Source organism: Myxococcus eversor (genome assembly GCF_010894455.1).
GTDB lineage: Bacteria > Myxococcota > Myxococcia > Myxococcales > Myxococcaceae > Myxococcus > Myxococcus eversor.
Genome location: NZ_JAAIXY010000005.1, coordinates 400,446 through 424,967 on the forward strand (window position 1 = coordinate 400,446; position 24,522 = coordinate 424,967).

Below are 24,522 nucleotides of genomic sequence, written 5' to 3' on the forward strand. Positions count from 1 at the left end.
GAATCTTGTCGAAAGGTGGGTCAAAGGGGTTCAGACGCGCTCGATGAGGGTGGCCACGCCCATGCCACCGCCGACGCACAGGGTGATGACCGCGCGGCGCGCCTTGCGGCGCTCCAGCTCGTCCACCATGGTGCCGAGGATCATCGCGCCCGTGGCGCCCAGCGGGTGGCCCATGGCGATGGAGCCGCCGTTGACGTTGAGCTTGTCGCTCGGGATGCCCAGGTCCTTCTGGTACTTGAGCACCACGGAGGCGAACGCCTCGTTGAGCTCGAACAGGTCGATGTCCTTCACGGACAGGCCCGCCAGGTCGAGCAGCTTGCGCGTGGCCGGCAGGGGGCCGGTGAGCATGATGGTCGGGTCCGCGCCGGACGTCGCCACGGAGGCGATGCGCGCGCGCGGCGTCAGGCCCAGCTCCTTGCCCACCTTCTCCGAGCCGATGAGCACCAGCGCGGCGCCATCGACGATGCCGGAGGAGTTGCCCGGGGTGTGCACGTGCTCGATGCGCTCCACCGCGTGGTACTTCTGGAGCGCCACCGCGTCGAAGCCGCCCATCTCACCGATGCCGACGAAGGACGCGTTGAGCTGGCCCAGCGAGGCCACCGTGGACTCCGGCCGCATGTGCTCGTCGCGGTCCAGGATGGTGAGGCCGTTCTGGTCCGTGACGGGGATGACGGAGTTCTTGAAGTAGCCGCCGGCCCAGGCCTTCGCGGCGCGCTCCTGCGACTGCGCGGCGTAGCGGTCCACGTCCTCGCGGGTGAAGCCCTCCATCGTCGCGATGAGGTCCGCGGAGATGCCCTGCGGCACGAAGTACGTGTCGTAGTTGGTGGCGGGGTCCATGGCCCAGGCGCCGCCGTCGGAGCCCATGGGCACGCGCGACATGCTCTCCACGCCGCCCGCGATGACCAGCTGCTCCCAGCCGGAGCGCACCTGCTGCGCGGCCATGTTCACCGCCGTCAGGCCGGAGGCACAGAAGCGGTTGAGCTGCACGCCGCCCACCGTCTCCGGCAGGCCCGCCGCGAGCACCAGCGTGCGGGCGATGTCCGCGCCCTGGTCTCCCACGGGAGAGACGATGCCCAGCACCACGTCGTCGATGCGCTTGGGGTCCAGGTTCGGGTGACGCTTCTTGAGCGCGTCCACCAGCCCGACGAGCAGCGACAGGGGCTTGGTGCCGTGCAGCGCGCCTTTCTTGCCCTTGCCGCGAGGAGTACGAACCGCGTCGAAGATGAATGCTTCCTGGCTCACCGGGAGCCTCCTTGGGATTTGGTGTGGGAGTGGGCTACAGCGAACGGGCGACGAGCTCTTTCATGACCTCGTTGGCGCCGGCGAAGATGCGCATGACGCGAGTATCCGCGAACAGGTGGGCGATGGGGTATTCCTTCATGTACCCATACCCTCCGAAAAGCTGGAGGCAACGGTCCGCGACGATACACGCCTGGTCCGTGAGCCAGTACTTGGCCATGGCCGCGGATGCCACGTCCAGCTCGCCCGCGAGGTGGCGCTCGATGCACTCGTCGAGGAACGCCCGGCCCACCCTCCGCAACGTCGCGCATTCCGCCAGCTCGAAGCGCGTGTTCTGCAGAGCGAAAAGTGGCTTGCCGAACACCTGGCGCTGCTTGGTGTACTCGACGGTGAGGTCCACGGCCCGGTCGATGCTCGCCTGCGCGAGGATGGCGGTGCTCAGCCGCTCCTGGGGGAGCTGGGACATGAGCTGCGCGAAGCCCTTGCCCTCCTCGCCTCCGAGCAGGTTGACGGCGGGTACGCGCAGGTCATCGAAGAACAACTCCGTGGTGTCCTGGCCATGGCCTCCGAGCTTCTCGAGGATGCGGCCCCGATCGAAGCCGGGCGTGGTGTCGGAGACCTCCGCGCACACGAGGGAGATGCCCGCGTGGCCCTTCATGTCGCTGGTGCGCACCGCGATGATGAGGAAGTCGCACACCCGGCCGTTGGAGATGAACGTCTTGGAGCCGCTCACCCGGTAGAAGTCTCCGTCACGCTCGGCGCGGGTGGAGATGGCCTGCAAGTCCGAACCGGCGCCGGGCTCCGTCATGGCGATGGCGCCCACCCACTCGCCGCTGGCGAGCTTGGGCAGCCACTTGTGCTTCTGCGCCTCGGACGCGTACGCGAGCACGTAGTGCGCGACGATGGAGCAGTGCACGGCGAAGCCCATGGTCGGGTCTCCGGCCCGCACCTGCTCCTCGCTGAGTATCGCCTCATGGGCGAAGGTGCCGCCGCCTCCGCCGTATGCCTCCGGAATGGACATGCACAAGAGGCCCAGCTCGCCTGCCCGGCGGTAGAGCGCCTTGTCCGGGTGGCCCTGGGCCACGTGCTTGGGGACGTTGGGGAGGACTTCCTTGGTGAAGTAGGTGGCCGCGAGGCCACGCACCTGCTCGAGCTCGTCAGAGCTCCATCGAGGACGTGCCGTCATTGTCTGTCTCGCTCCGTCGTGAGTCGCTCTTACAGTCCGAACGTCTTGCCGATGATGTCGCGCTGGATTTCGCTGGTGCCGCCGTAGACGGTGGAGATGACCGTGGCGCGCAGGTGCGACTCCATGTCGTATTCGGTCGCGTAGCCGTAGCCGCCCATCATCTGAACCCCCTCGAGCGCCACGCGCTTGGCGGTCTCCGTCGTCTTCAGCTTGGCCATGGACGCCTCGCGGGGGAGCATCCGGTCGGGCGCTTCATCCGCCAGTTGTGCCACGCGGTAGATGAGCAGCTCGCAGCACTCCAGCTCCGTGGCCAGGTCCGCGATGCGGTGCTTGAGCGCCTGGAAGGAGCCGATGGGCTTGCCGAACTGCTTGCGCTCCTTCACGTACGCCACGGCGTCGTCGAACGCGCGCCGGCCCCGGCCCAGCATGGACGCGGCGAGCAGGAGCCGCTCGCTGTTGAGCCCCGACATGAGCTGCGGCCAGGCCTGGTCCACCTTGCCCACGACGGAGTTCTCCGGCAGGAAGCAGTCGGTGAAGAAGACGTCGTTGACCTCCTTGCCGTTGAGCGTGGGGATGCCGCGAATCTCCACGCCCGGCGTGCCCGTGGGGACGCAGAACATGGTGAGCCCCTCGTGCCGGGAGCCCGAGGACTGGGTGCGCGCGACGAGCAGCAGGTGGTCGGCGAAGTGCGCGTTGGAGCACCACGTCTTCTGGCCGTTGACGAGGAAGCCTCCGCTCGTGCGCGTCGCGCGGCAGGTAATCGCGGCGGCGTCCGAGCCCGCGTCGGGCTCCGAGATGGAGATGGCCTCCACGCGGCCCCGGGTGATGCCGGTGAGGACCTTCTGCTTCTGTGCCTCGCTGCCGAACTTCGCGTAGGGGCTCGCGGCGACGGCCGTGGTGATGTATCCGCCCACCGGAGCGAGCCCGTAGGAGGTGCGCTCGGCGAACAGGCACATCTCCGCCATGCCTCCGTCGGAGCCGCCGTACTTCGGAGAGATGCCCACGCCGAGCCAGCCCAGCTCGGCCATCTCGGCATAGAGCCGGGGGTTGTGGGCCTCGACGCCGTGCTGGGTCAGCGCGTCGCGCTGCGCGCGGGTGCCCGTCTTGGCGCGACAGAACGCGTCGATGGAGGCAGCGAAGGACGCTTGCTCCGGAGTTCTCGGATGCATGGGGACTCGTGAGGGAGGAGGCGGGGGGGAGGTCAGGCGTTCTCGTAGAACGAGGCGATGCGCTCCTCGTACTGCTTGAGAATCACGCGGCGCTTGAGCTTGAGCGTCGGGGTGAGCTCGCCCGTCGCGGGAGACCACGTCTCCGTGACGACCTCGAAGCGCTTGATCTGCTCGGCGCGGGAGAGCCGCGCGTTGATGGAGGCCACGAGCGCTTCCAGCTCGGAGCGGACCGCCGGCTCGCGCGTGAGCTCCAGGAGCGACTGGGGCGGCAGCCCGCGCGCCTTGGCCCACGCGGGGGCGACGTCCGCGTCCAGGCAGATGAGCGCCGTCACGAACGGCCAGCCGTCGCCAATCGCGATGGCCTGTCCGACGAGCGGGTGGGCGCGCAGCATTCCCTCGATGCGGGACGGGGCGATGTTCTTCCCGCTCGAGGTGATGATGAGCTCCTTCTTGCGGTCGGTGATGGTGAGGTAGCCCTCGTCGTCCACGGTGCCGATGTCGCCCGTGGCGAGCCAGCCGTCCGCGTCCACCGGGCTCTCAATCCTGCCGTCCGCGCCCAGGTAGCCCAGGAACAGCACGGGCCCGCGCACGAAGATTTCACCGTCCGCCGCCAGCCGGAGCTGGAGGCCGGGGATGGGCCGGCCCACCGCGCCCACGCGGAACTCCGTGGGCGTGTTGATGGTGGCGCAGCCCGTCGTTTCACTCATCCCCCAGACCTCCAGCACCTTGATGCCGAAGCCGCCCAGGTACTCCAGCACCTCCACGGGGATGGGCGCCGAGCCGCTGCTCGCCCACGTCAGCGCGTCCAGGCCCAGCGTCGCGCGCAGGGGCTTGAGAATCATCTCCTCCACCGCGGCGACCTTCTGGGCCAGCTCCGCCGGCACGCTCTTGCCGGAGCCCTCCAACCGGAAAGCCTCCAGCGCCGTGGCGTGCGCGGCGAGGATGGCGTCGCGCCGGGGGGCCTCCAGGCTGGAGATCTTCGCCTTGAGGCCGCCGGCCAGCTTCTCCCAGACGCGCGGCACGCCGAAGAAGGCAGGAGGCCGCACCTTGGCCATCAGCGGCACCACGCCCGCGGGGTCCGCGCAGATGTGCACGTGCATCGCCTTGTAGAGCAGGCGGTACAGGCCCAGCTCACGCTCCGCGATGTGCGCCAGCGGCAGGTAGGCGATGGACGGCACCTGGTTCGGCGTGGGCACCGCGGCGTCCACGGCGATGGCCTCATAGAAGGCGTTGCGGTGGCTGAGCACCACGCCCTTGGGGTCTCCGGTGGTGCCGGAGGTGTACATCATCGCGATGGGGTCCTCGGGGCGGATGCTCTTCCAGCCCTCCTCGAAGACGTCCGGGGACTCCTGGTGCAGCTTTCCTCCGTCCGCCTCCACCTGCGCGAAGGAGACGTAGCGCGAGTCCCCCGCGGGAACCGCCGCCGCGTCGACGACGATGATGCGCTTGAGGGAGAAGAGCGCCTTGAGGATGGGCCGCCAGCGGGCCACCTCCTCCGCGCCCTCCAGCACCACGACGGTGGCCGCGCTGTGTTGGGCGACGTAGCCTACCTGCTCGGTGCTCAGCGTCTGGTACGCGGTACAGGGGATGGCGCCCAGGTGCACGGCGGCATAGTCGATGAGCCAGTGCTCCGGCCGGCTCGACATCATGATCATCATCCGCTCGCCGCGCTGGAGGCCGAGCGCGCCCAGGCCGCGAGACAGCGCGGCGGTGCGCGCGCGAAGCTGGACCCACGTGTGCGTCGAGTCACCAGCGCTGAGCGCGGGGGCGTCCGCGTACTCCTCCGCGTTGCGCTTGAGGAGCAGCGGCAGGGTGAGCTTGTTCGCCAGGGATTGGCACTGCGCCTCCAGGTCTGCGAGCGACGTACCCATGGGCACCTCCAGCACTGTGATGGCCAACGACTCTCAGCGGGCTTTCACTTCAGGGGTCGACGTACAGGTCCAACATCACGTCGGGGCCGCCGCCGTAGCGGCTGAAGTCATGGATGCCTTCGGCGCGCAGGACGTCCTCGTCGATGAACGTGTGCCCGGTGCAGTCCCGGGGCCGGCGCTGGAGGATGGCCACGGCCGCGTCCGCCATGATTTCCGGCGCGCGGGCCCGCTGCATGGACGCGTCTCCCCCGAGCAGGTTCTTCACGGCGGCGGTGGCGATGAGCGTCTTGGGCCAGAGCGCATTGGCGGCGATGCCGGCTTCCGCGAACTCCGCCGCCCAGCCGAGCGTGAGCAGCGTCATGCCGTACTTGGCCATGGTGTATGCCGGGTGTTTGCCCAGCCAGTGCGGCGCCAGGTTGATGGGGGGCGACAGCGAGAGGATGTGCGGGTGCGGAGAGCGGCGCAGGTGCGGCAGCGCGGTGCGCGTCAGGAGGAACGTGCCCCGGACCTGGATCTGCTGCATCAAATCGAACCGCTTGAGCGGCAGCTCGTCTGTCTTCAGGGGCGCCAGCGCGCTCGCGTTGTTCACGCAGAAGTCGATGCCGCCGAAGCGCGCCACGGCTTCGTCCACGGCGCGCTGCACGTCGGCCTCCTCTCGCACGTCGCCGACAATGGCGAGCGCGTGGCCACCCGCGGCGCGAATCTCGTCCGCGGCCGTGTGCACGGTGCCCGGCAGCCGAGGGTCCGGCGTGTCGGTCTTCGCCAGGAGCACGACATTGGCTCCCAGCCGGCCCGCGGCGATGCCGATGGCCAGCCCGATTCCACGGCTTCCTCCGGACATCAGCAGCGTGCGTCCCGCGAGTGGCTTCGAGGTCATCCTTCGTCCTTTTCGCGCGGCGCTCCCTGCTTGACGGCGGGCGCGTCACCCCGCTCGGCGCGACCTTGGGGTGGAGTGAGTTGGGGGAGGACGTCCTGGACGATGGTGATGAGCGCCTCGCTCAGGAGCAGGTGCGCCTCCTCGCGGGAGAGGGTGCCCCCGCGAATCCATTCGCGGATGGTGGCCTTCACCATGCCGGCGTAGGAGCGCATCATCGCGCGGTGCCGGGCGTCGCTGCCGACCTCCACCTTCATGCCGAGGAACTCGAGCGTCTTCGCCGCGGCCACGTCGTCCGCCGCGGAGATGATGCGTTCGACTTCCGGGTCCGCGATGCTGCCCGCGCCGGTGACGGCGACGTACGTCTTTCCGTGCGTCGCCACCGTGTCGAGGTACCACTCGACGCTGCGCTCCACGCGTTGGCGCAGGGTTCCCGTCGGGCTGACTTTCTCTTCGAGGCCGGGCATGAGCAGCATCCTCTTCACGACCTTCAGGTAGAGGTCCCGCTTCTGCCCGAAGTAGTGGTTGAGCAGCCCCCGGGCGACGCCGGCTTCCTTGGCGATGTCCGTGGTGGAGACCTGGGCGTAGGGGCGCTCGCCGAACAGGCGCATCGCGCACTCGAGGATCTGCTCCCTGCGCGCATCCGGTTCCAGGCGCTTCCAACGAGGCGCGGGCGCGGGGCTCATGACTCACGCTCCCGCCAGGGCAGGAACGCGGGCAGGTCTTGCTCCACGGTGCGCGCGAAGGACGGCGGCCGCTTCTGGAGGAAGGCCATGACACCCTCCACGGCGTCCGGGCTCTGGCCCAGCGTCGCGATGAGCTGGCTGTCCAGCGCGAAGGCCTGCTCGGGAGAGGGCAGGGCGCTCATGCGATAGAGGGACTGACGGATGACGGCCACGGACACCGGGGCGGTGGTCTCCACCAGCTCTCGCGCCAGCGTGTACGCGGCGTCCAGCACCGCGTCGGGCTCATGCAGCGAGCGCACCAGCCCCGCGCTCAGCGCCTCCTCGGCGGGGATGAGGCGGCCGCTCACCATCCAGTCGAGCGCGCGACCCATGCCCACCAGCCGGGGCAGAAACCAGCTGGAGCCCGCCTCCGGATAGATGCCCCGGCGGCTGAACACGAAGCCGAAGCGGCTGTCCTTGGAGGCCAGGCGGAAGTCCGCCGGCAGCAACATGGTGGAGCCCACGCCCACCGCGGCGCCCCTCACCGCGGCGATGACCGGCTTGCGCAGCGCGAACAGCTGGCGCGTCACCCGCGTCGCCGGCTCCACCCAGTCGGGCCCCGGCGGGGCGCTGTTGGCGACCTCGAACGACAGCCCGCTCAGGTCCGCTCCCACGCAGAAGTCCTTGCCGGCCCCCGTGAGGATGACGACGCGCACGGCCTCGTTCGCGTCCGCCTGGGACAGCGCGTCCGCCAGCTCGTCCGCCATCGTCACCGTGAAGCCGTTGCGCGATTCAGGTCGGTTCAGCTCGAGGGTGGCGATCCGATCCGCGACCGAGAACCGGATGTGTTGGTAGCTCATGGCTGGGGCCTCATGGGTCCTGTGAGGGGGATGATGGGAACTTGTTGGCGGGGTGTCAACAACAAGGGGCCTGCGAAGTCCTGCGTGCCTTTCGACGTGATGCGTCATCCGGAAGCTGTCCTTGCGGTGCGAAGAGGGTCCACGTGGGCTCGAGCCTAGGGCCGGGCTGGGGCCAATGCACTCTCTCTGAAGACTTGCAACAGGGGAGGAGGCACGTGGGGCGTCTGTCTATGCGAGAGGTGTGAGCCGGCAGTGGCATCATCCGGGTGTATGGGTCGACCCGGGCTCACTGCTTGTTGGTGTTTCAATGCTCACGCTCGATAGTCCGGGACGCGGGTCGCGATACGCGGCCCGTTCACCCCGTTGTCGTGGAGCCCCCTCATGAAGCTCTTCTCGAAATCGCTGCTCGTGGGTGTCGCCGCGCTGGCGCTGTCCCCGACGTCCGCGTCGGCGCTTCCTCGCGATTGTGATGAACGCTGTCTGTCCACCACGCCGTGCTGGGTGGTCTGTGCGCTTCCCTGGAACACGACGGTCGTCACGTGCGGCGAGTGGTTCGAAGAGTGGGAGGCGGGGACGTGCGCTGCGGGCGCCCGCGAGGACATCGAAGAGGAGCTGATGTCCATCGAGCGGGAGGAGCAGGCCAACGCGTCGTCGAGTGCACCGAGCAGCAGTAGCCGCATCGGGCTGTTCGTGAAAACTCCCTGGCACCACGCGGGCCCGGTGCGCCGCGAGCCGAAGGTGTGGCTCGCGGCGGACCTGGTACGTCAGTAGACCCAGACGCTCTTGGGAGCGAAGTCCAGTGGGCTCACCTGCTCGTTCGGGCCGACAATCTGGGGATAGCCCTGGCAGTCCTCGTCGGGGTACAGCGCCGCGGCCTCGTCATTCGTGTTGATGGCGGAGACGGCCCGGTCCTCCCAGCCGTGCTCGGGCAACCCTACGCACGTCCCCGAGCCACCCGGTGGCCAGGCCATGACATTCCAGACGGCGCCCGTGTAGCCAGGTCCGTCGAACAGGCAGAGGACGCCCGACCAGGGACACGGAGAGGTCTCCTCGGCCGAGGCCGGGGCGGGAGTCAGCAGCACCGTCGCCGCCGAAAGTCCGAGCAACGCCAAGGAGCCCAGGCCCAGCAGACCAGAGCGGATGAAGCGACGGGGATTCCGACCAAACGTGTGCCAATTCATGTGGGTGTCTCCTCTGTGCAACCCGGGGGTGGGCTGCGTGGAAATGGTGGCATTGCGACGGGCAGGGTGCCCTGGAGACGGATTCCCCAAGGGACGTCTATCCGCTGGCGGACTGTTTGCGTTCGCATGTCAGGAGAAGTTCCATGCCCCTGGAAGGAGTGTCTTTGATTGGACGCGAAGGCTGTCCGCGCGAGTTCTGACTGGGTTTGTCGCGGACGCCGTGCGTTCAATGATGTTGAATTGTTCGACAAGCCTTCAGGAGCCCCTCATGCGAGCCGTCGGATATCGCCAGCCTCTCCCCGCGTCGGACCCCAACGCGCTGCTCGACGTGGAGCTGCCAGACCCTGTCCCGGGTGAGAGGGATTTGCTGGTGGAGGTGCGCGCCATCTCCGTCAACCCGGTGGACGTGAAGGTGCGCGCGAGCGCGTCACCGCCCGCCGGGGAGGTGAAGGTGCTGGGCTGGGATGCGGCGGGAGTGGTGCGCGCGGTGGGGTCCGGGGTGAAGCTCTTCAAGCCCGGGGAGCGCGTCTGGTACGCGGGCACCATCACCCGGCCCGGCACCGACAGCGAGCTTCACGTGGTGGACGAGCGAATCGTGGGCCACATGCCGACGTCGCTGGGCTTCGCCGATGCGGCGGCGTTGCCACTGACGGCCGTCACCGCGTGGGAGCTGCTCTTCGACCGGCTCCAGGTGCCGGAGGGGAAGGGGGCCGGCGCGTTGCTCGTGGTGGGCGCGGCGGGTGGCGTGGGTTCCATCCTGGTGCAGCTCGCGCGGCGGCTCACGGGGCTGACGGTGATTGGCACGGCCTCGCGCCCGGAGACGCAGGACTGGGTTCGCGAGCGGGGGGCGCATCACGTCATCGACCACCAGCAGCCGCTGACGCAGGAGCTCAAGCGCATCGGCGTGCCGCAGGTGGAGTTCATCGCCAGCCTGACGCACACGGACCGGCACTACGCGCAGTTGGTGGAGGCGCTGGCGCCGCAGGGCCGGCTCGGCATCATCGACGACCCGGGCCCCATCGACGTGCGCGAGCTGAAGCGCAAGAGCGCGTCGCTTCACTGGGAGCTGATGTTCACCCGCTCGATGTTTGGCACCCCGGACATGCAGGCGCAGCACGACATGCTGGAGCGGGTGTCAAAGCTGGTGGACGCGGGCACGCTGAAGACCACGGTGGGCGAGCACTTCGGCCGCATCGACGCCGCGAACCTGCGGCGCGCCCACCAGCTCCTGGAGTCACACAAGGCCAAGGGCAAGCTGGTGCTGGAAGGCTTCTGAGCCGTCGGGCTCGGACGTCAGAAATGCGCCCCGAGCCCGAGCACCGCTCTGTCATTGACGATACCCAGTGAAGGCATGAGCCCCAGGGGGATGCCGGGCCGGGAGCGGGAGGATGCGAGTCGAGCCTTGCTGGACGACCGGGCCTGCCATGCCCCGTCCTCGTCGTCCTCCCAATCCCAATCAGAGCCAGTGACGAGTCTGAGATAGCCCGCCCCAAGTGACAGCCCCAGCATGATGCCCGTCAGGAGGCTGGTTCCACAGCCCTCGCCGCCCTTGTCGTAGCCCGCGCAGACGGCGATGCCGGCGGTGAGCCCCACGCCGGTGAGAATCAAGGGCACCAGCCAGATGTGGGTGGGGATGCTGTCGCTGGTCGCCGCATGGCCATCGACGGAGAGGGCGCGAAGGCGGTTGCCCTCCGCCATGCGGCCTTGGCCGAAGAAGGTCCGGGACTCCATCACTCGCGTGGACGGCGCACGGGATGAGAAGTCGAAGGCGCGGGGCGCGGCGAGGACGGTGCCAGGAGCAGCAAGCCAGAGGCACAGCCCGACAGTGGCGAGGACAGGGTTCTTCATGATGTGGGGGACGTTCACGGGGAGGCACAGGCCGGCCTGGTGTGCCAGCGAGCGAGCTTTGTGCGCTTCCCGACGAAAGGCCCAGGGAGATATTCACCCGGAGGCCATGCCCCCTCTACGGCTGACCGCGCGTCACGCGGGCCCGGGCGGCCTGGAGGGTGTTGGCGAGCAGCATGGTGATGGTCATCGGGCCGACGCCCCCGGGCACGGGGGTGATGGCCTCGGCGACCTGGCTGACGGCGTCGAAGTCCACGTCGCCCACCATCTTGAAGCCGCGCGCGGAGCCGGGGTCTTCGACGCGGTTCTGGCCCACGTCGATGACCACCACGCCGGGCTTCACCATGTCCGCGGTGATGAGGTTCTGCTTGCCCACCGCGACGATGAGGATGTCGGCCTGCCGGGTGAACGAGGCGAGGTCGGGGGTGTGTCGGTGGGTGATGGTGACGGTGGCGTCCGGGCCGGGGGCCATCAGCAGCGAGGCCAGCGGCTTGCTGACGATGAGGCTGCGCCCCACGATGACCACGTGCTTGCCCCGCGTCGGGATGTTCTCCCGGCGCAGCATCTCCAGGATGCCCGCGGGGGTGCAGGGGATGAAGGCGCGCGGGTCCCCCACGAAGGCGAGCCCGGCGTTCTGCGGATGGAAGCCATCCACGTCCTTGTCCGGGTGGATGTGCTCCAGGACGGCTTTGTAGGGAAGGTGCGCGGGGAGGGGGAGCTGGACGAGGATGCCGTGGACCGTGTCGTCCGAGTTCAGCCGGTCGATGACGGCGAACAGCTCTTCCTTGGACACGTCCTCGGGCAGGTTCAGCGTCTGGCCCTTCATCCCCAGGGCCTCGCAGGCGCGTGTCTTGCTCGCGACATAGGCCTGGCTCGCGGGGTTGTTGCCCACCAGCACCACGGAGAGCCCTGGCGTGACTCCGGCGGCTTGAAGCTCCGCCACCTGTTGAGCCATCTCGGCCCGCATCACCCGGCTGAGTTCGGTTCCATCGATGTTCCGCGCCATGGGGGCTCCATACGCCAGATTCCCGGCGTTGCCGCGCCCTTTCTGGCCGGGCTGTCGACCCCTGGAGACTGACGCTACGCCGGCTGGAGGAAGCGGCCGTCCACCAGGTGGTCAATCACTTCGCGCGCGGAGTGTGGATCCAACCGCGCCTTCGTCCCCAACTGGCTCACGGCGCTGGAGACCGTCGCGGGTCGCTCGAAGGCGGCCAGGGCGGCGAGGAGGATGGCTCCGTCCTGCCCCTGCACCAGCGTCGGGTCGGAGAACTTGCGAGGGCTGACCGTGGGCGCGCACGTCAGGGTGATGCCGTCGACCGAGCGGAGGACCGTCACGGGCTCCTGGGCCACCTTCGCCGGGGCCCGGTGGTGGCCCAGCCACTCCCCCAGCGTGAATCGCCGGGTCGACGGCGCGGTGTTCAACAGCCGCGTGCGGCCATCGACAGTGACGCCGCGCCGGGTGTCCCGGTGCTTCCAGGCGAGCGCATCCACCTGGTCGGAGTTGCGCTGCACGGCCGCCTCGAGCGCCGCGTCGCGGAAGCGAATCATCGGCACCGACACGTCGCCGGGCTCACGCTGCTCGAAGTAGTCGACGAACTCCTTGAACGTCTTCGCCTCGCTCACCATGTCGAAGCGGGCGGGGTGCTCGGTGACCAGGGCGCCGGGCTGCGCTTCGAGCCGCTGATAGCCCACCACGCAGTCCAGGCTGATGACGCGCTCCACCAGGCGCAGCTCCTCCGCCAGCCGGGCCGTGCTCGTGAACGGCAGGCCGCCGATGCCGGAGATCTCCATGTCCAGGTTCGGATGGCGGCGACAGGCGTCGATGACCTCGAGCAGCTCGCTGTCCCTGGCGCAGGGCTTGAGCAGGCCCTTGCCCATCTGGTCCAGGCGCTGCTCCTCCGAGAAGCAGCCGATGTCGATGACCATGTAGACGCGCTTGAACGTCCGGGCCAGCTCGGCGACGAGCTCCAGGCGCGGCACGCCCCACAGGAAGTACGTGCAGCAGTGCTTCGAGAGGTCCACGCCCGCCCAGGTGCTCCCCAGGAACTCCGCGGTGCTTCCGGCGAAGTCGTAGCGCATCTGCCACGTCTGTCCGGCGATCTCCTGGTGGTCCCTCCGCACGCTCTGCTCCGAGCGCAGGAACGGCTTCGCGCGCCCGAAGGCCGCCTTCTGGTTGCCCCGGGCCCCTCCGCAATAGAGGCAGTTCTCGCCACACCCCTTGCCCGGAGCCACCCAGCCGGAGAACGAGTTGCGGTCCAACTGGCTCAGGAACAGGTCGTTGAAGTGGGAGTAGTAGATGTCCTCGGTGTTGGTGGCGCCCTGGATGTAGGACAGCGGCAGTCGCCGGGAGGCGCCGGAGGGCGAGCGCGACACGCAGTTGGGCGGGGACTCCTCGCCTCGGCAGATGGCCAGCAGCGGCACCTCGCCGTCACCCAGCACGATGTGGTCGATGAAGTCGAACGCGTGCAGCTCCCTCCACCAGTACGACGCGGAGTTGCCGCCCACGACGATGCGAATCCCGGGGTCTATCCGCCGCAGCGTCCGGGCGATGAGCAGCGCGCGGTCCACGTGGTGGAACCACTTGAGGCTGATGCCCACGAGGCGCGGCCGGACGCGGGCGACGAGTTTCTCGAACGAGCGAACCACCTCCGCTTCCGTCTCGTCGCCGTCGTACAGCCGCACGAAGGCCTCGATGCCGCCACGCCGCAGGTAGCTCGCCAGGTAGAGGATGCCGCACGTGGCCTCGCCCGTACCGGCGCCCACGAGGAGAACTGGCGAGAGCTCACGACCACCACCCATGCGACAAGCACCGACCTTTCCGAGAAGGGGCACAGTAGACGATTCGGGCCTCCGTCGGCGCGGGAATGGTGACCCCCCCACCGGGCGGGCGTCCGAGCGGCGCCGGGGCCGGCTGTGTCCACGGCGCCTTCGGCATCCGGCGGCTTCCGGACGCGTATCGCGGATGCCTTCACTTCGATGCGGCGGGAAGCGCCATGTCTGACAGGCTCGCCACGGCTGTAGCAACGGGCGCTACAAAGACAGCCCGTTTTCTCATCGTTCCTGACGCGGATGCCAGACTTGTAGCGAGAGATGTCACAGTGGGAGGTGAGATGGATGTAAATGATTCGCATTCAGGCTTGTGTGTAGACCTTCAATCACAGCAAAGTGCGGTTCTCACTCATCAGGGGGCTGCATGCGCATCTCGTCTTCGACATCTTCTTCTCGTATCGGTATGTCTCGCGGTTGGCTGTGTGCGGCGGCCGTCGCCATGGCGCTCGTCGTCGCTTCTCCGGGCCGCGCGGATGCCCAGTGTACGAGCTGGCCGACCAACACCACCGTGAACCCTGGCGCGCCGTTCTCCGACACCATCAATGTCTCGGGGCTGGCCTACGGGACGTACATCATCACCGCGTCCTTCTCCGGCAGCGCGGGGCTCATCAACCTGGCGTTCAGCGCCGCGCCGGGCGTGTCCTGGAGCAATGGCACGAAGGGCTTCATCGGCTCCGCGACGACGATGTATCTGAGCTTCATCATGGCCCCCGGCGCGCTCCCGGGCCGCAATTCGACCGTCAACCTGAGTGTCACCAACACCCTGGGCCAGACGGTCTGCTCCTCCAGCTTCGTGGTGTCGGTGGCCGGTGACGCGTGCCCGGCCGATGTCGTCTTCAACGGGAGCACGGTCGACGCGACCTTCGATGGCGCCAACTGCTACGTGGCCGCGCTGCCGGCGGGGGACGGCTCACCCTTCATGCACAACAACAACTACTACGTGACGCGCGGCCCGAACAACGCGTGTGAGGCGGGCTGGTTCGACGGCGCCAACTGCTATCTCGGCACGGCGCCCAGCGGGAAGTCAGGCTTCTTCTGGGGCTCGGCGTTCTACTACTCGCCCTGAGAAACCCGCTGTGATGGGCCCCGCGCGGCGAGGTGTGATTGCGCCGCGCGGGGGCGTGGTTGTTTCAGCGGAAGGGACCGCTCACCTCGAAGGTGACGCCCTGGCCGTCCGTTCCGCGCTGTGAGCTGAAGTACAGCCGGTGCCCGTCTGGACTGAACGCGGGGCCGGTGAGCTCCGAGCCCGCATGGCCTTCGAGTTGGAGGAACGGTGAGACAACCCGCTCCGGCCGCGGGGTGATGAGGCAGAGCTGGAGGTCTCCTCCGTCCTCGGCCACGTAGAGGTCTCCCGAGCGCGACACGGTGACGTTGTCCACGCCGTGCAGGGGCGAGTCCGGGAAGAGGTCGTCGTCGTAGAGGATCTCCACCCGGCCGGTGGCCGGCGTGTGGGCCCAGACGCGGTTGTCGCCCTTGGTGGTGAAGTAGACGGTGCCGCTGTCGTACCAGCAGCCCTCTCCGCCATCGAACGCGGTGGTCACGAACCGCGCGGGCTGGAGCCAGGCGGGGCTCGACGCGGAGACCTTCACCCAGCTGAAGCTCGCGGTGCCCTCCAGCGCATTGCCTGACAGTCGCGCGGCCTCGAGCGTGCCCGAGGCGAGTGAAGGCCACTGGGCCGGCGTGAAGCGGTAGAAGCGCCCGTGGGGGCGGTCCTCCGTCAGGTACAGCCGTCGTCCCGCCGGGTCCACCGCGACGGCCTCGTGGGCGTAGGTGCCCAGCGCGGCGCGACGCACGCCCTGCGAGGGACTCATCGGATTGCACTCCCACACATGTCCGCCGTCCCATTCCTCACAGGACAGCCACGTGCCCCACGGCGTCGGCCCTCCCGCGCAGTTGGCGATGGTTCCGCCGAGGATGCGATAGGCGCCCACCACGCCGCCTCCACCATCGAAGCGCAGCGCGGAGGCCCCGCCGAGGAGGGGCAACTCGCTGTTGGACGTGTAGACCCATCCGCCGTCGCCCGTGGCGAAGCACGTGCCGCCATCGGGGCTCCCGTGCCAGGAGTAGCTCGTGCCAGGGACGACCTCATTCGTGCGCGCGACGACGCGAGAGGTGAAGCCCGCGGGCAGTCGCAGGCCATGCGCATCCGGCGTTCCCGAGAGGGCACCATAGGGGCCGGGTCCCGGTCGGGAAGGGGCCGCATAGGCCTCGCGCCAGAAGCCGGGCCCCAGGACGAGCAGTCCGCTGCTCATCGCGGTGAGTCGAAGGAAGTTCCTGCGCTGCATGGGCGTGCTCCAGTGCGTGGACAAGCCCTGGAGACTGGTTCGTGTGACGCCCCGCGCCCATCGCGCTCCGAGGGCGGGGGCCTGTCCACCCGGGGACACGACACCGCGCGCGCCCCTGGACGACAGGACGCGCGCGGCGGAGTTCTTCGGGCTCGGGGCTACATCTCCACCGGCGGCGTGCAGTCGACGTCCGGGCAGAGTTCCCCTGGCGGGCAGTAGCAGCGGTCCGCCACGAGGATGTTCACCAGGGACGAGGCCTCACCGAAGTCGATGGCCGTTGTCGCGTCGACTCGCACCCGCATCCGCCACTGGAAGGCATGCGGGCCCTGGGTGGTGGGCGCGGTGGCGGTGAAGCTGAAGGTCCGCTCGGCGCCGGGTTTGACGCGGTCCCCCAGCTCCAGGGGGATGGACGCGTGGCCCCAGTTGTTGCCCCGGAACTCGGGCAGTGGCGCGAGCTGGACGCCCGGGAGTTCTCCCCACGTCGTGTCACCCGAGTTCCTCATTCGAAGGGTGACGGGGAAGCTCTGTCCCGGCTCCACGCGCGTGGGCACCGTCTGGCTCACGAAGGTCGCGTGGGCCCTGGGGATGACCTGGACCGTCGTGCTCTGCGTGGCCTGGCCGAAGGCCCCGGTCTGGGTCTGCCACATGCGCCACTGGAGCGCCTGGGGGCCCGAGGTGAGGGGCGCGTTGACGGTGACGGAGAAGGTCTTCTCCGCGCCCGGCGCGACTTCTTCTCCGGGGGCGAGCGCTCCGTTCGAGCTGCTCCACGCGGAGGACAGGTTGCGCAGGGAGAAGCCGGTGTCCGCGCGCCAGGCCTGGGTGCCCGTGTTCCGCATCGTCACGTGGTAGGTGAAGGCGTTGCCCCCCATCACCGTGGTGGGGCCGGACTGCCGGACGAAGGCGGCGTCGCGCGGAGGGAGCGTGACGGTGATGGTGACGGGTTCGGTGAACGCGCCGAAGTAGACCGGCTGTTCGAAGGTGTCCTGAACCATCCGCCAGGACATGGTGTAGACGCCGGGCGTGGTGGGCGCGGTGAGCGTGTCGGAGAAGGTCAGCTCCTGACCGCGAGCCGCCGAGTCCGTCGGGTTGAGGTAGATGCGCTGCCGCCCCCACGTGCTGCTCGCCACGGGCTGGGAGCCGAGCCGATAGAAATGGGCCAGCGTCCAGGTGTCGCTGCCCGTGTTCTTCATCGTGAAGGTCGCCTGGAACGTGCTTCCGACCACCACCGTGGTGGGGACGGACTGCCGGACGAAGACCGAGTCGCGGATGGGCACCGTGACGTCGATCTGTCGCTCGGGCGTGGGCGCGCCGAACAGGCCGTGTCCCTCCTTCATCATCTGCCACCGGAAGGGGTAGGTGCCCAGCGCGTACGGCGTGGTGACGGTGAACAGGAACGTCTTGTTCGTCTGGGGCGCGATGCTCTCGCCGGGCGCCAGCTCCACGCGGTCCGTTCCCCAGAAGGCCGTGTTGCCCGCGGGGGCGATGGACTGGAGCCTGAAGCCCGAGGCGGCCGTCCAGGGCTCCGTGCCCGTGTTCCGCATCGTCACGCTGACGCTGTAGACCCTGTCCGCCTGCATGAAGGTGAGGACCTCCTGGAACCAGAAGCTCGCGTCATGCGCCGGGCCGGGGCATCGGAAGGTGAGGTCGCGAGACAGGCCGCTTCCCTCGTCGTCGACGACGGCGAGCCTCAGCGTGGCGTCGGTGCCCGCCGTGCAGGTGCCTTGCGCGGAAAGCTCCGAGGATGCGGTGAGGGTGGCGTTCGCGAGGGAGGACCAGGTCTGGTGGTAGGGGCTGACTCCGCCCGAGGCCAGGGTGCTGGCGCAGCTGAAGGTCCCCGGGCCCGCGCCCGGGCCGCACGTGGGGGCGGGGAGGTGCAGGGCGGTGATGACGGCCTTGGAGGCATCCAGCATGCCGGCGCCGCAGGTTCCGGGCACGCAGCCCGGGACGGTGATGACGGCCTGGAGGAGCCGTTGGGTGATTTGGGCCGAGGTCCAATGGGGACGCTGGGTCATGAGGAGCGCGGCGACGCCGGCGACATGCGGCGCGGCCAGCGAGGTGCCGGACAGGTAGCGGTGGCAGAAGTCCTGACCGAACACCGTGGGGCCGGGCTTGGACACGGCCCACGCGGAGACGCTTCCGCCCGTCCCGTTGTACGGCGCCATGGGGGTGAGGTCATTGCAGGCCAGCCCATCGCCGAAGAACTCCGGGCCGCCACCTGGCGCGGTGAGCGTCACCGACGGGCCCCTGTTGCTGTACGGCGCCAGTTGCCCGTTTGGCATCGTCGCGGCCACGGCGATGACCCCATGGCAGGAGGCGGGGACGACCACGCCCGGGTCCCGGCTGTCATTGCCCGCGGCGGCGACCACCACGACTCCGGCGTTGATGGCGTTGGTGATGGCCTGCTGAATCGACGGGTAGTCGAGGCAGCTCGCCACATGGGGCGCCCCCGTGCCGAAGCTCATGTTGATGACCCTGGCGCCGTTCTGGACGGACCAGTCGATGGCTCGGCCCACGTTGCTCAGGATGGGCGCGTCGTCCGTCGAGGAGACCTTCACGGGCAACAGCGTGCAGTCCTTGCAGACGCCCGCGACGCCGTAGGTGTCCCACTTCGCGCCGAGGATTCCGGCGACATGCAGGCCGTGGTGCCACCGGCCATCCGACGTCGGGTCCGCGTCCGAGGCTCCCGGTGTTTCGTAGCCGAAGTCATGACCCACGCCCCACCGGTCCGCGAGGTCCGGGTGCGCGAGCTTCCCGGAGTCCAGGACGGCGATCTTCACGTTGCCGGTGACGGTCTGCCACGCCTCGGGCAGGTGGATGGCGGGGTAGTGCCATTGCAAGCTGTAGTAGGGGTCGGTCGGTACGGAGAAGTAGTGCAGGTAGAGGTCTTCGTGCGCGTACTCGACGTCGGAGCGCAGGCGCAGTGCCTCCACGGCGGCCAGGGTAAGGGCCTCCTGTTCGTCCACGGATTTGTTCGTCAGCGATTCCGTGGAAGAGAGGGTCCAGATCTCCGCGCCCACGGGAAGCACGTCCGCCTGCTGGAACGTCAGGCCATTGAGGGTCATGGGCGCGCTGACGGTGGAGGCCTTGCCCTGGGCGGCCGGCCGGAACTTCACGATGACCCGGCCCGGGACGAAACGCGGGAGGGCCGCCCGGGGCTCCTCCAGCTTCGAGGAGGACTGGAGCGCGGGCGCGGGCCTTGGGTCCGGAGCGGGCGGTTCTCCGCAGTTGGCCCAGAGGACCAGGAACAAGCAGGCTTGAAGGCAGTACAAAAAACGGGATGAGTGCACAGGCGTTTCCTGGGGATGACAGCGATTTCGGAAGACTTCGAGTTCCGATGCCTCTTACGGTCGCTGGCGGCGCGCTGGTTGATGGGCACTCCAATTCTCGGCGCTCAGAAGGGCCGCGGTTCCGGATGGGCACGAGGACGTCCCCGGAAATTCTGCCTCCCAGGAATATGCGGTAGGCTTCGGACTGACATGGCCTTGCAACCCGGCGACAGGTTTGGCCGATACGAGCTGGTGTCCTGGCTTGGTCGGGGTGGAATGGCGGAGACGTGGCGAGCCCGGTGGACGGGCGACGCTGGTGTGACGAAGGCCGTCCTCATCAAGAAGGTGCTTCCGGAGTTCGTGGCGGACGAAGCCTTCGTGTCGATGTTCATCAACGAAGCGCGCATCTCCGCCACGTTGTCCCACGGCAACATCGCGCAGGTCCTCGACTTCGGCCGCGTGGAGGGTCAGTACTATCTGGCGATGGAGTTGGTGGACGGCCAACCGCTGCACCACATCATGAAGCGCGCGGTGAGGACGGGACTGCCACGGTTGCCCATCCCCCTCGCGACGTACGTCGCCCTGGAGATGTGCCGAGGTCTGCACTACGCGCATACGCGGACGGACGACAAGGGCAAACCCCTGGGCATCGTCCATCGCGACATCTCCCCCGACAATGTCCTCATCAGCTACGAGGGCCAGGTGAAGATTGTCGACTTCGGCATCGCCAAGGCCCGCCTGGTTCGCAACTTCCAGACGGAGCCCGGGGTGGTGAAGGGGAAGTACATGTTCTTCTCCCCGGAGCAGGCCCGGGGGCTGGAGGTGGATGCGCGCACGGATGTCTGGGCCACGGGACTGGTGCTGTACGAGATGCTCTGTGGCCAGGTGCCGGTGACGGGCACCCAGGCCGCGGTGCTGATGCGCATGGCGCACGGCGAGTTCCCCTCGCCCCGGGCGGTGTTCCCGGAGCTTCCGGAGGAACTCGACGCGCTGGTCATGAAGGCATTGTCAGTGGACGTCTCGGGGCGTTTCGACTCCGCGAATGCCTTTGGGGATGCGCTGGCGGGGTTCCTGTATTCGTATGCGCCACGGTTCTCGGCGATGAACCTGGCCTATCTGACGCGGTCATTGTTCCGCGAAGACGTGGCGCAAGAGGGACGGGAGTTGTCCGTGCCCGCCTCATTCCTCGATGAGCTGACCCTGTGGCGGCAGCCGCCGCCAGCGCCACCTTCGACACCGCCTCGGTTGGCGAAGGAAGAGGGCTTGAGCGAGGACGGGGCGCCGAAGTCGTTGCCACAGCGGACGAAGCGCAAGGTGTTGCCCGCGGTGGTGGTCCCCGAGCCACGGAGCAAGTCCTCGAGTTCGTTCCTGGGGTTCGCCCTGGTCGTGATGCTGGCGGTGGGATTGGGTTTGGGCGCCTATGCGTTTCTGCGGGATGAGAACGGAAAGAACGTTCAAGACACGCTCGTGGTGACACGAGACACGAAAGCCGACTCGAAGACGGAGCGAGCACCCGGCGACTCCCCGGTCGCCTCCGACGCCGCTGTTTCCCCTACTCCTGTGAGTGAGATGGTTCGCCAGGCCAGGGCCCTGCTCAATCACAACGAGAACCGGGGTGCGTTGGTTGTCACCGCCCAGTGCTTGAGGACGGCACCTGATGATGCCGACTGTCATGTGCTGAGTGGAATCGCCTACGATCGACTCCACATGCGGCAGGCGGCAATCGGGCATTTCAGGCAATTTCTCGCGGCGGCCCCCATGAACCACCCGATGCACGCAACGGTCGCGACGCTGGTCAAGCGCTACGACGAATTGCGCGCATTGGGTGAGCAGTGACTCCCGCTCAGTCGACGAGCAGGCGCTTCACGGGAGCGGGGTCGACCGCCACCATCAGCGGACGGGCGAAGTTGCTGAAGGAGACCAGGGCCTGTCCTGGCGCGAGCCGGGTCACCCGGTTCCAGAGGCTCTCGTCGATGCTTCCGACGGTGCGTTGCATGCGGGAGATGACGGAGCTGTCGGTCATCTTGTGGATGATGAAGTTGTTGAGCAGGCCCAGCACCTCATTGGGAAGGTGTTGAGGGAGCTGCGTGACGAAGACGAGCCCGAGCCAGCGCTTGCGTCCGCGTTTGGCGATGCGGGCGACCTGCTCGAAGAGCACGGGCATCTGGCTGATGCGGCTGGCGGACAGGAACTCGTGTGCCTCCTCGATGATGATGAGCACCGGGGTGACGGCCTGGTCCTGATTGTTCGCCTTCTCGTAGCGCGCCTCCTGCGCTTCCTGGAGTCCCCGCAGGATGTCCGCGATGACCAGGTTGTTGAGCTGGGGCGAGTCCGTGTCCGACAGGTCGATGACCGAAACGCGCCCCGGCGCGAGCATCGAGTTGTAGGCCACGCCCGGCGCGGACCCCACGTCGAAGATGTTGAGTCGCCGCAGGCGGTGGAGCTTGCTGGCCAGGGCCTTCCAACTGATTTCGGCCCTGCTGCTCTGGGCCATCACCCGGCGCATGACCATCCCGGGGTTGCTCTTGAACTCGCTGTGGAGCGAGAGCGTGTGTCCTGGCGGAGGTGTGGCTTCCTCGGGCGCCGGGGCGTCCAGTCCCTCGAGTGCCTCCAGCAGAGGCTCCTTGCGTCGTGACGCGGCACGAGGACGAGGCTTGGCCTCCGCGCGGCCCTCGTCACTGAGGCTGTAGATGTAGGCGCTCACGACGTCCAGCACGTGCTGGATGGTCATCCGGGGGTAGCCGGTCGACAGCTCGTCCACGTCCAGCGCCTGTTGTTTCTCCTGGTCGCTCAGCGGGAAGATCTTGAAGTCCTCCAGGAGCAGCTTGGTGACGTCGTAGGCCTTGAGGAAGCGCTCCTGCTGTGCGTCCGACATATCCAGGATTTCGGCCAGGGCATAGGGCGACAGGCTGGAGAAGTTCAGGGCGAAGCGGTGCAGGTTCTTGTGGCGCGGGTTGCGGCTGGAGCGGCCCGTCAGGTGATGGAGGTGCAGGTCCCTGACGCCTTGAGGCCGCTGGCCCCTGCGCTTGAGGGCCTCCAGCATGGCGACGTGGTCCGTGGGTTCATCCACATGCGTGTACTCGCCCTCCACGTCGAAGATGACGGTGGCGATGCCCTCCGCCTGGGCGCGGTGGATGAGCGTGGCCACGGTGGTGGACTTGCCACCGCCCGTGGTTCCGATGATGCCGGTGTGGCGGGGCAAGACGGATTTGTCGCGCGCGTTGAGGCGGGCCTCCATGCGCTCGTAGCCCACGACGACGCCCAGACACAGGTCGCCGCCCACGCCGAGCACGCGCTCGCTCTCCTTTTCATCCAGCACGAACACGGGGCTCTGGGGGCGAGGCCGGAAGCGGGGAGGCTTCAGCGTCCCCTCCACCTCTTCGCCCAGGAGCTCCACCTCCGCGCGGCCGTGGTAGTCGAACGTGTAGGTGAGCTTCTTGCCATGCGTCACCACGCCAATGGCCATCGTCGAGTTGGCGGGGACGGCGTTGGGTTCCGCGAAGGGGCCTCGGACGACGACACCCAGGTAGGTGCGCTTGTCCTCGCGCGACTTCACCCGCACCAGTGTCTGCGAGGCGAGCAGGTGGATGTCATCGCGAGCGAGCAGGACGGTGAGGAGGTTGTCCTCGCTCGACGTGGTGTCGAAGTGGGTGAAGCCTGCGGCCAGCTCCAGTTCGGGGTCGAGCGGGGCCGCCGTCGTGTCGTTCCTCAGCTCCTCGATCGCGGCGCGGGCCTCCGGTGGCATCGAACGGACGACGTCGCCGCGCCCCTCGCGCGCGGTCATCGGCGGCGATGCTGCCGCAGTGGGTGGTTCCGCGGGCGGTGGCGAGGGTCTGCTCGACGGCGACGGTGCCGAGCGCGACGGCGGTACCGGGGGCGACTGCCTGCGAGGCTCACCCCCCGAGAGCGGCGGCCCCTGGCGTGGCGGCTCACCGCGTACTCCTCCGAGGGCATGGAGTGGCGCCGGGTGGCCGTTCAGGCCATGCGGTGGACGACTCGGAGTGTTGTCGAACAGCCCTGGACCTGGTGACCTCGGACCCTTGCCATCATTGGACATGGTGTCTCCCCCTACCGGCGCATGCTTCGCTCACTGAAGAACTGGAGGTTGGCTCCCGCCTGGGCGTAGGCGTCATGGACCAACCCCAGGAAGCCGTCTTCGCCAAAGGCGCTGCGGCAGGACATCTCCGCGACGTCGAGCAGCAGGGGGAAGCCCCGCTCCGGACGCAGCACGCTGTCGGCCATGGCCACCCAGGCGGCTTCATGCACGTGCTCGCGGTGCGCATAGAACAGCCGGGGCGGGGAGTGGTCCGAAATGCGGAACAGTCCCTTCACGACGCAGGAACTCGAGTCGCGCACGAAGTCCCAGGCCATGCGCTTGCTCCGTCCTCCATATTCCCAACCCCTGACGATGTGCTCGCCATCGCTTTCGAGCGTTTCGAGGAGCGCGTACTCGCCCGCGTCGAGCGCGAAGCCCATCGTCAGGAAGCCCCGGTCATGGAGTGAGCCGGAGACGAAGACGAACTTCTTGTGTTCATGGATGACCCGCTGGAGCACGGACAGCGAGCGCTCCAGCAGGGTCATGTAGCCGGAGCCGGAGAGCAACTCGTGCGCACAGGGATTCCCGATGCCCATCCGCCACTCCGCGGAGGACTTGCTCAAGAGCGCGGCCCGCTCCGCATAGGTCCGGATGCCTCGACGCGCCATCCGGGACAGGGTGTCTTTGTGCCCCTGGAAGCGGTTCTGGCGCATGTTGATGTAGTCCATCGCCTCCTGGGCGGGATTCGTGTTCCGCGTGGCCATCTCCTTGCGAAACAGGCGCTTCGAAAAGGCGCCGGAGTTCCCCTGGTAGCCGGCGACCCCCACCCCAATCTGGGAGATGCCGATGGGCAGACTGTCGTGGTTCGCGGAGCTGCCGGCGATGGCGTCGACCTTGCCTTGGAAGAGCAGCCGCTCGTGGACGAGCGTCAGCTCTTCTGGCGTGACTTTGTAGACCCCTGCCTCGGGGAGCATGCCGCTGCGAGTGGACAGTCGGGGGAGAATCTCGTTGCGGACGAGGGTGCGCAGCCGCCCTTCCTTGTGCATGGCGCCGGCAATCTCGCTCCGGAAGCGCTCCATGACCTTGTCCAGGTCGAGCCCCGTGGACCATCGGTCGAGGTCCAATGTGGAGGACATGTCCTCCCCGAACGCCTCCTGATAGTCGTCATCCCCAAACAACTCACCTGTCTCTTCCGGTGGAAGCCTGCTCGACATGT

At 68.2% G+C, this 24,522-nt stretch carries 19 protein-coding genes; 4 read left to right on the plus strand and 15 right to left on the minus strand.

The features are described 5' to 3' along the window. Nucleotides 1–30: 30 nt before the first annotated feature. Genes G4D83_RS13005 through G4D83_RS13035 form a run of 7 tightly spaced genes read right to left on the minus strand, consistent with a single transcriptional unit; the run spans nt 31 to nt 7,864 of the window. Nucleotides 31–1,242, minus strand: a complete 1,212-nt coding sequence (locus G4D83_RS13005; protein ID WP_163865039.1) for an acetyl-CoA C-acetyltransferase — start codon at nt 1,240–1,242, stop codon at nt 31–33. Between the two features lie 34 nt (nt 1,243–1,276). Next, on the minus strand, nt 1,277–2,425 hold the full coding sequence (locus G4D83_RS13010) for an acyl-CoA dehydrogenase family protein (protein ID WP_163865040.1): 1,149 nt from the start codon (nt 2,423–2,425) through the stop codon (nt 1,277–1,279). Between the two features lie 29 nt (nt 2,426–2,454). Next, the gene (locus G4D83_RS13015; protein ID WP_163865041.1) at nt 2,455–3,594 is read right to left on the minus strand and encodes an acyl-CoA dehydrogenase family protein; all 1,140 of its coding nucleotides are present in this window, start codon (nt 3,592–3,594) and stop codon (nt 2,455–2,457) included. 32 nt (nt 3,595–3,626) lie between these two features. Further along, the gene (locus G4D83_RS13020; protein ID WP_163865042.1) at nt 3,627–5,465 is read right to left on the minus strand and encodes an AMP-dependent synthetase/ligase; all 1,839 of its coding nucleotides are present in this window, start codon (nt 5,463–5,465) and stop codon (nt 3,627–3,629) included. 49 nt (nt 5,466–5,514) lie between these two features. Then, nucleotides 5,515–6,342, minus strand: coding sequence for an SDR family oxidoreductase (locus G4D83_RS13025; RefSeq protein WP_163865043.1), 828 nt, complete (start codon nt 6,340–6,342; stop codon nt 5,515–5,517). Continuing rightward, nucleotides 6,339–7,025 carry a TetR/AcrR family transcriptional regulator gene (locus tag G4D83_RS13030; protein WP_163865044.1) on the minus strand — a complete coding sequence of 229 codons (687 nt, stop codon included), beginning with the start codon at nt 7,023–7,025 and terminating at the stop codon, nt 6,339–6,341. Before G4D83_RS13030 ends, G4D83_RS13025 begins: the two co-directional genes overlap by 4 nt. Continuing rightward, nucleotides 7,022–7,864 carry an enoyl-CoA hydratase-related protein gene (locus G4D83_RS13035; RefSeq protein WP_163865045.1) on the minus strand — a complete coding sequence of 281 codons (843 nt, stop codon included), beginning with the start codon at nt 7,862–7,864 and terminating at the stop codon, nt 7,022–7,024. The genes G4D83_RS13030 and G4D83_RS13035 overlap by 4 nt, the downstream gene beginning before the upstream one ends. 381 nt (nt 7,865–8,245) lie before the next feature. On the opposite strand from G4D83_RS13035, the gene G4D83_RS13040 reads away from it, so the two are divergent. Then, nucleotides 8,246–8,635 carry a hypothetical protein gene (locus G4D83_RS13040; RefSeq protein ID WP_163865046.1) on the plus strand — a complete coding sequence of 130 codons (390 nt, stop codon included), beginning with the start codon at nt 8,246–8,248 and terminating at the stop codon, nt 8,633–8,635. On the opposite strand, the gene G4D83_RS13045 is transcribed toward G4D83_RS13040, so the two are convergent. Next, nucleotides 8,629–9,045, minus strand: coding sequence for a peptidase inhibitor family I36 protein (locus G4D83_RS13045; protein ID WP_163865047.1), 417 nt, complete (start codon nt 9,043–9,045; stop codon nt 8,629–8,631). The two genes, G4D83_RS13040 and G4D83_RS13045, sit on opposite strands and share 7 nt — an antisense overlap. 268 nt (nt 9,046–9,313) lie before the next feature. On the opposite strand from G4D83_RS13045, the gene G4D83_RS13050 reads away from it, so the two are divergent. Then, complete coding sequence (locus G4D83_RS13050) at nt 9,314–10,321, plus strand: zinc-binding alcohol dehydrogenase family protein (protein WP_163865048.1); 1,008 nt, start codon at nt 9,314–9,316, stop codon at nt 10,319–10,321. Between the two features lie 17 nt (nt 10,322–10,338). On the opposite strand, the gene G4D83_RS13055 is transcribed toward G4D83_RS13050, so the two are convergent. The 3 genes from G4D83_RS13055 to G4D83_RS13065 all read right to left on the minus strand — a co-directional run bounded on the left by G4D83_RS13055 (nt 10,339) and on the right by G4D83_RS13065 (nt 13,689). Beyond that, nucleotides 10,339–10,893 carry a hypothetical protein gene (locus G4D83_RS13055; protein WP_163865049.1) on the minus strand — a complete coding sequence of 185 codons (555 nt, stop codon included), beginning with the start codon at nt 10,891–10,893 and terminating at the stop codon, nt 10,339–10,341. A gap of 115 nt (nt 10,894–11,008) precedes the next feature. Next, nucleotides 11,009–11,896, minus strand: coding sequence for a bifunctional methylenetetrahydrofolate dehydrogenase/methenyltetrahydrofolate cyclohydrolase FolD (folD, locus tag G4D83_RS13060; RefSeq protein WP_163865050.1), 888 nt, complete (start codon nt 11,894–11,896; stop codon nt 11,009–11,011). A 74-nt stretch (nt 11,897–11,970) separates the two neighbouring features. Continuing rightward, nucleotides 11,971–13,689: a B12-binding domain-containing radical SAM protein gene (locus G4D83_RS13065; protein WP_163865051.1), complete on the minus strand. Its 1,719-nt coding sequence runs from the start codon at nt 13,687–13,689 to the stop codon at nt 11,971–11,973. 433 nt (nt 13,690–14,122) lie between these two features. On the opposite strand from G4D83_RS13065, the gene G4D83_RS13070 reads away from it, so the two are divergent. Next, nucleotides 14,123–14,785 carry a hypothetical protein gene (locus tag G4D83_RS13070; RefSeq protein ID WP_163865052.1) on the plus strand — a complete coding sequence of 221 codons (663 nt, stop codon included), beginning with the start codon at nt 14,123–14,125 and terminating at the stop codon, nt 14,783–14,785. 64 nt (nt 14,786–14,849) lie between these two features. On the opposite strand, the gene G4D83_RS13075 is transcribed toward G4D83_RS13070, so the two are convergent. Together G4D83_RS13075 and G4D83_RS13080 are read right to left on the minus strand one after the other, a co-directional pair. Beyond that, nucleotides 14,850–16,004: an alkaline phosphatase PhoX gene (locus G4D83_RS13075; protein WP_163865053.1), complete on the minus strand. Its 1,155-nt coding sequence runs from the start codon at nt 16,002–16,004 to the stop codon at nt 14,850–14,852. A gap of 158 nt (nt 16,005–16,162) precedes the next feature. Continuing rightward, nucleotides 16,163–19,252: a S8 family serine peptidase gene (locus G4D83_RS13080; protein ID WP_163865054.1), complete on the minus strand. Its 3,090-nt coding sequence runs from the start codon at nt 19,250–19,252 to the stop codon at nt 16,163–16,165. 228 nt (nt 19,253–19,480) lie between these two features. Here G4D83_RS13080 and G4D83_RS13085 point away from each other — a divergent pair, with 228 nt between their 5' ends. After that, a complete protein-coding gene (locus G4D83_RS13085; RefSeq protein WP_163865055.1) occupies nt 19,481–21,106 on the plus strand; it encodes a serine/threonine protein kinase in 1,626 nt (541 codons plus the stop codon). 7 nt (nt 21,107–21,113) lie between these two features. On the opposite strand, the gene G4D83_RS13090 is transcribed toward G4D83_RS13085, so the two are convergent. Beyond that, on the minus strand, nt 21,114–23,054 hold the full coding sequence (locus G4D83_RS13090; protein WP_176436087.1) for an ATP-binding protein: 1,941 nt from the start codon (nt 23,052–23,054) through the stop codon (nt 21,114–21,116). Between the two features lie 284 nt (nt 23,055–23,338). Continuing rightward, nucleotides 23,339–24,520: a hypothetical protein gene (locus tag G4D83_RS13095; protein WP_163865057.1), complete on the minus strand. Its 1,182-nt coding sequence runs from the start codon at nt 24,518–24,520 to the stop codon at nt 23,339–23,341. Nucleotides 24,521–24,522: the final 2 nt, after the last annotated feature.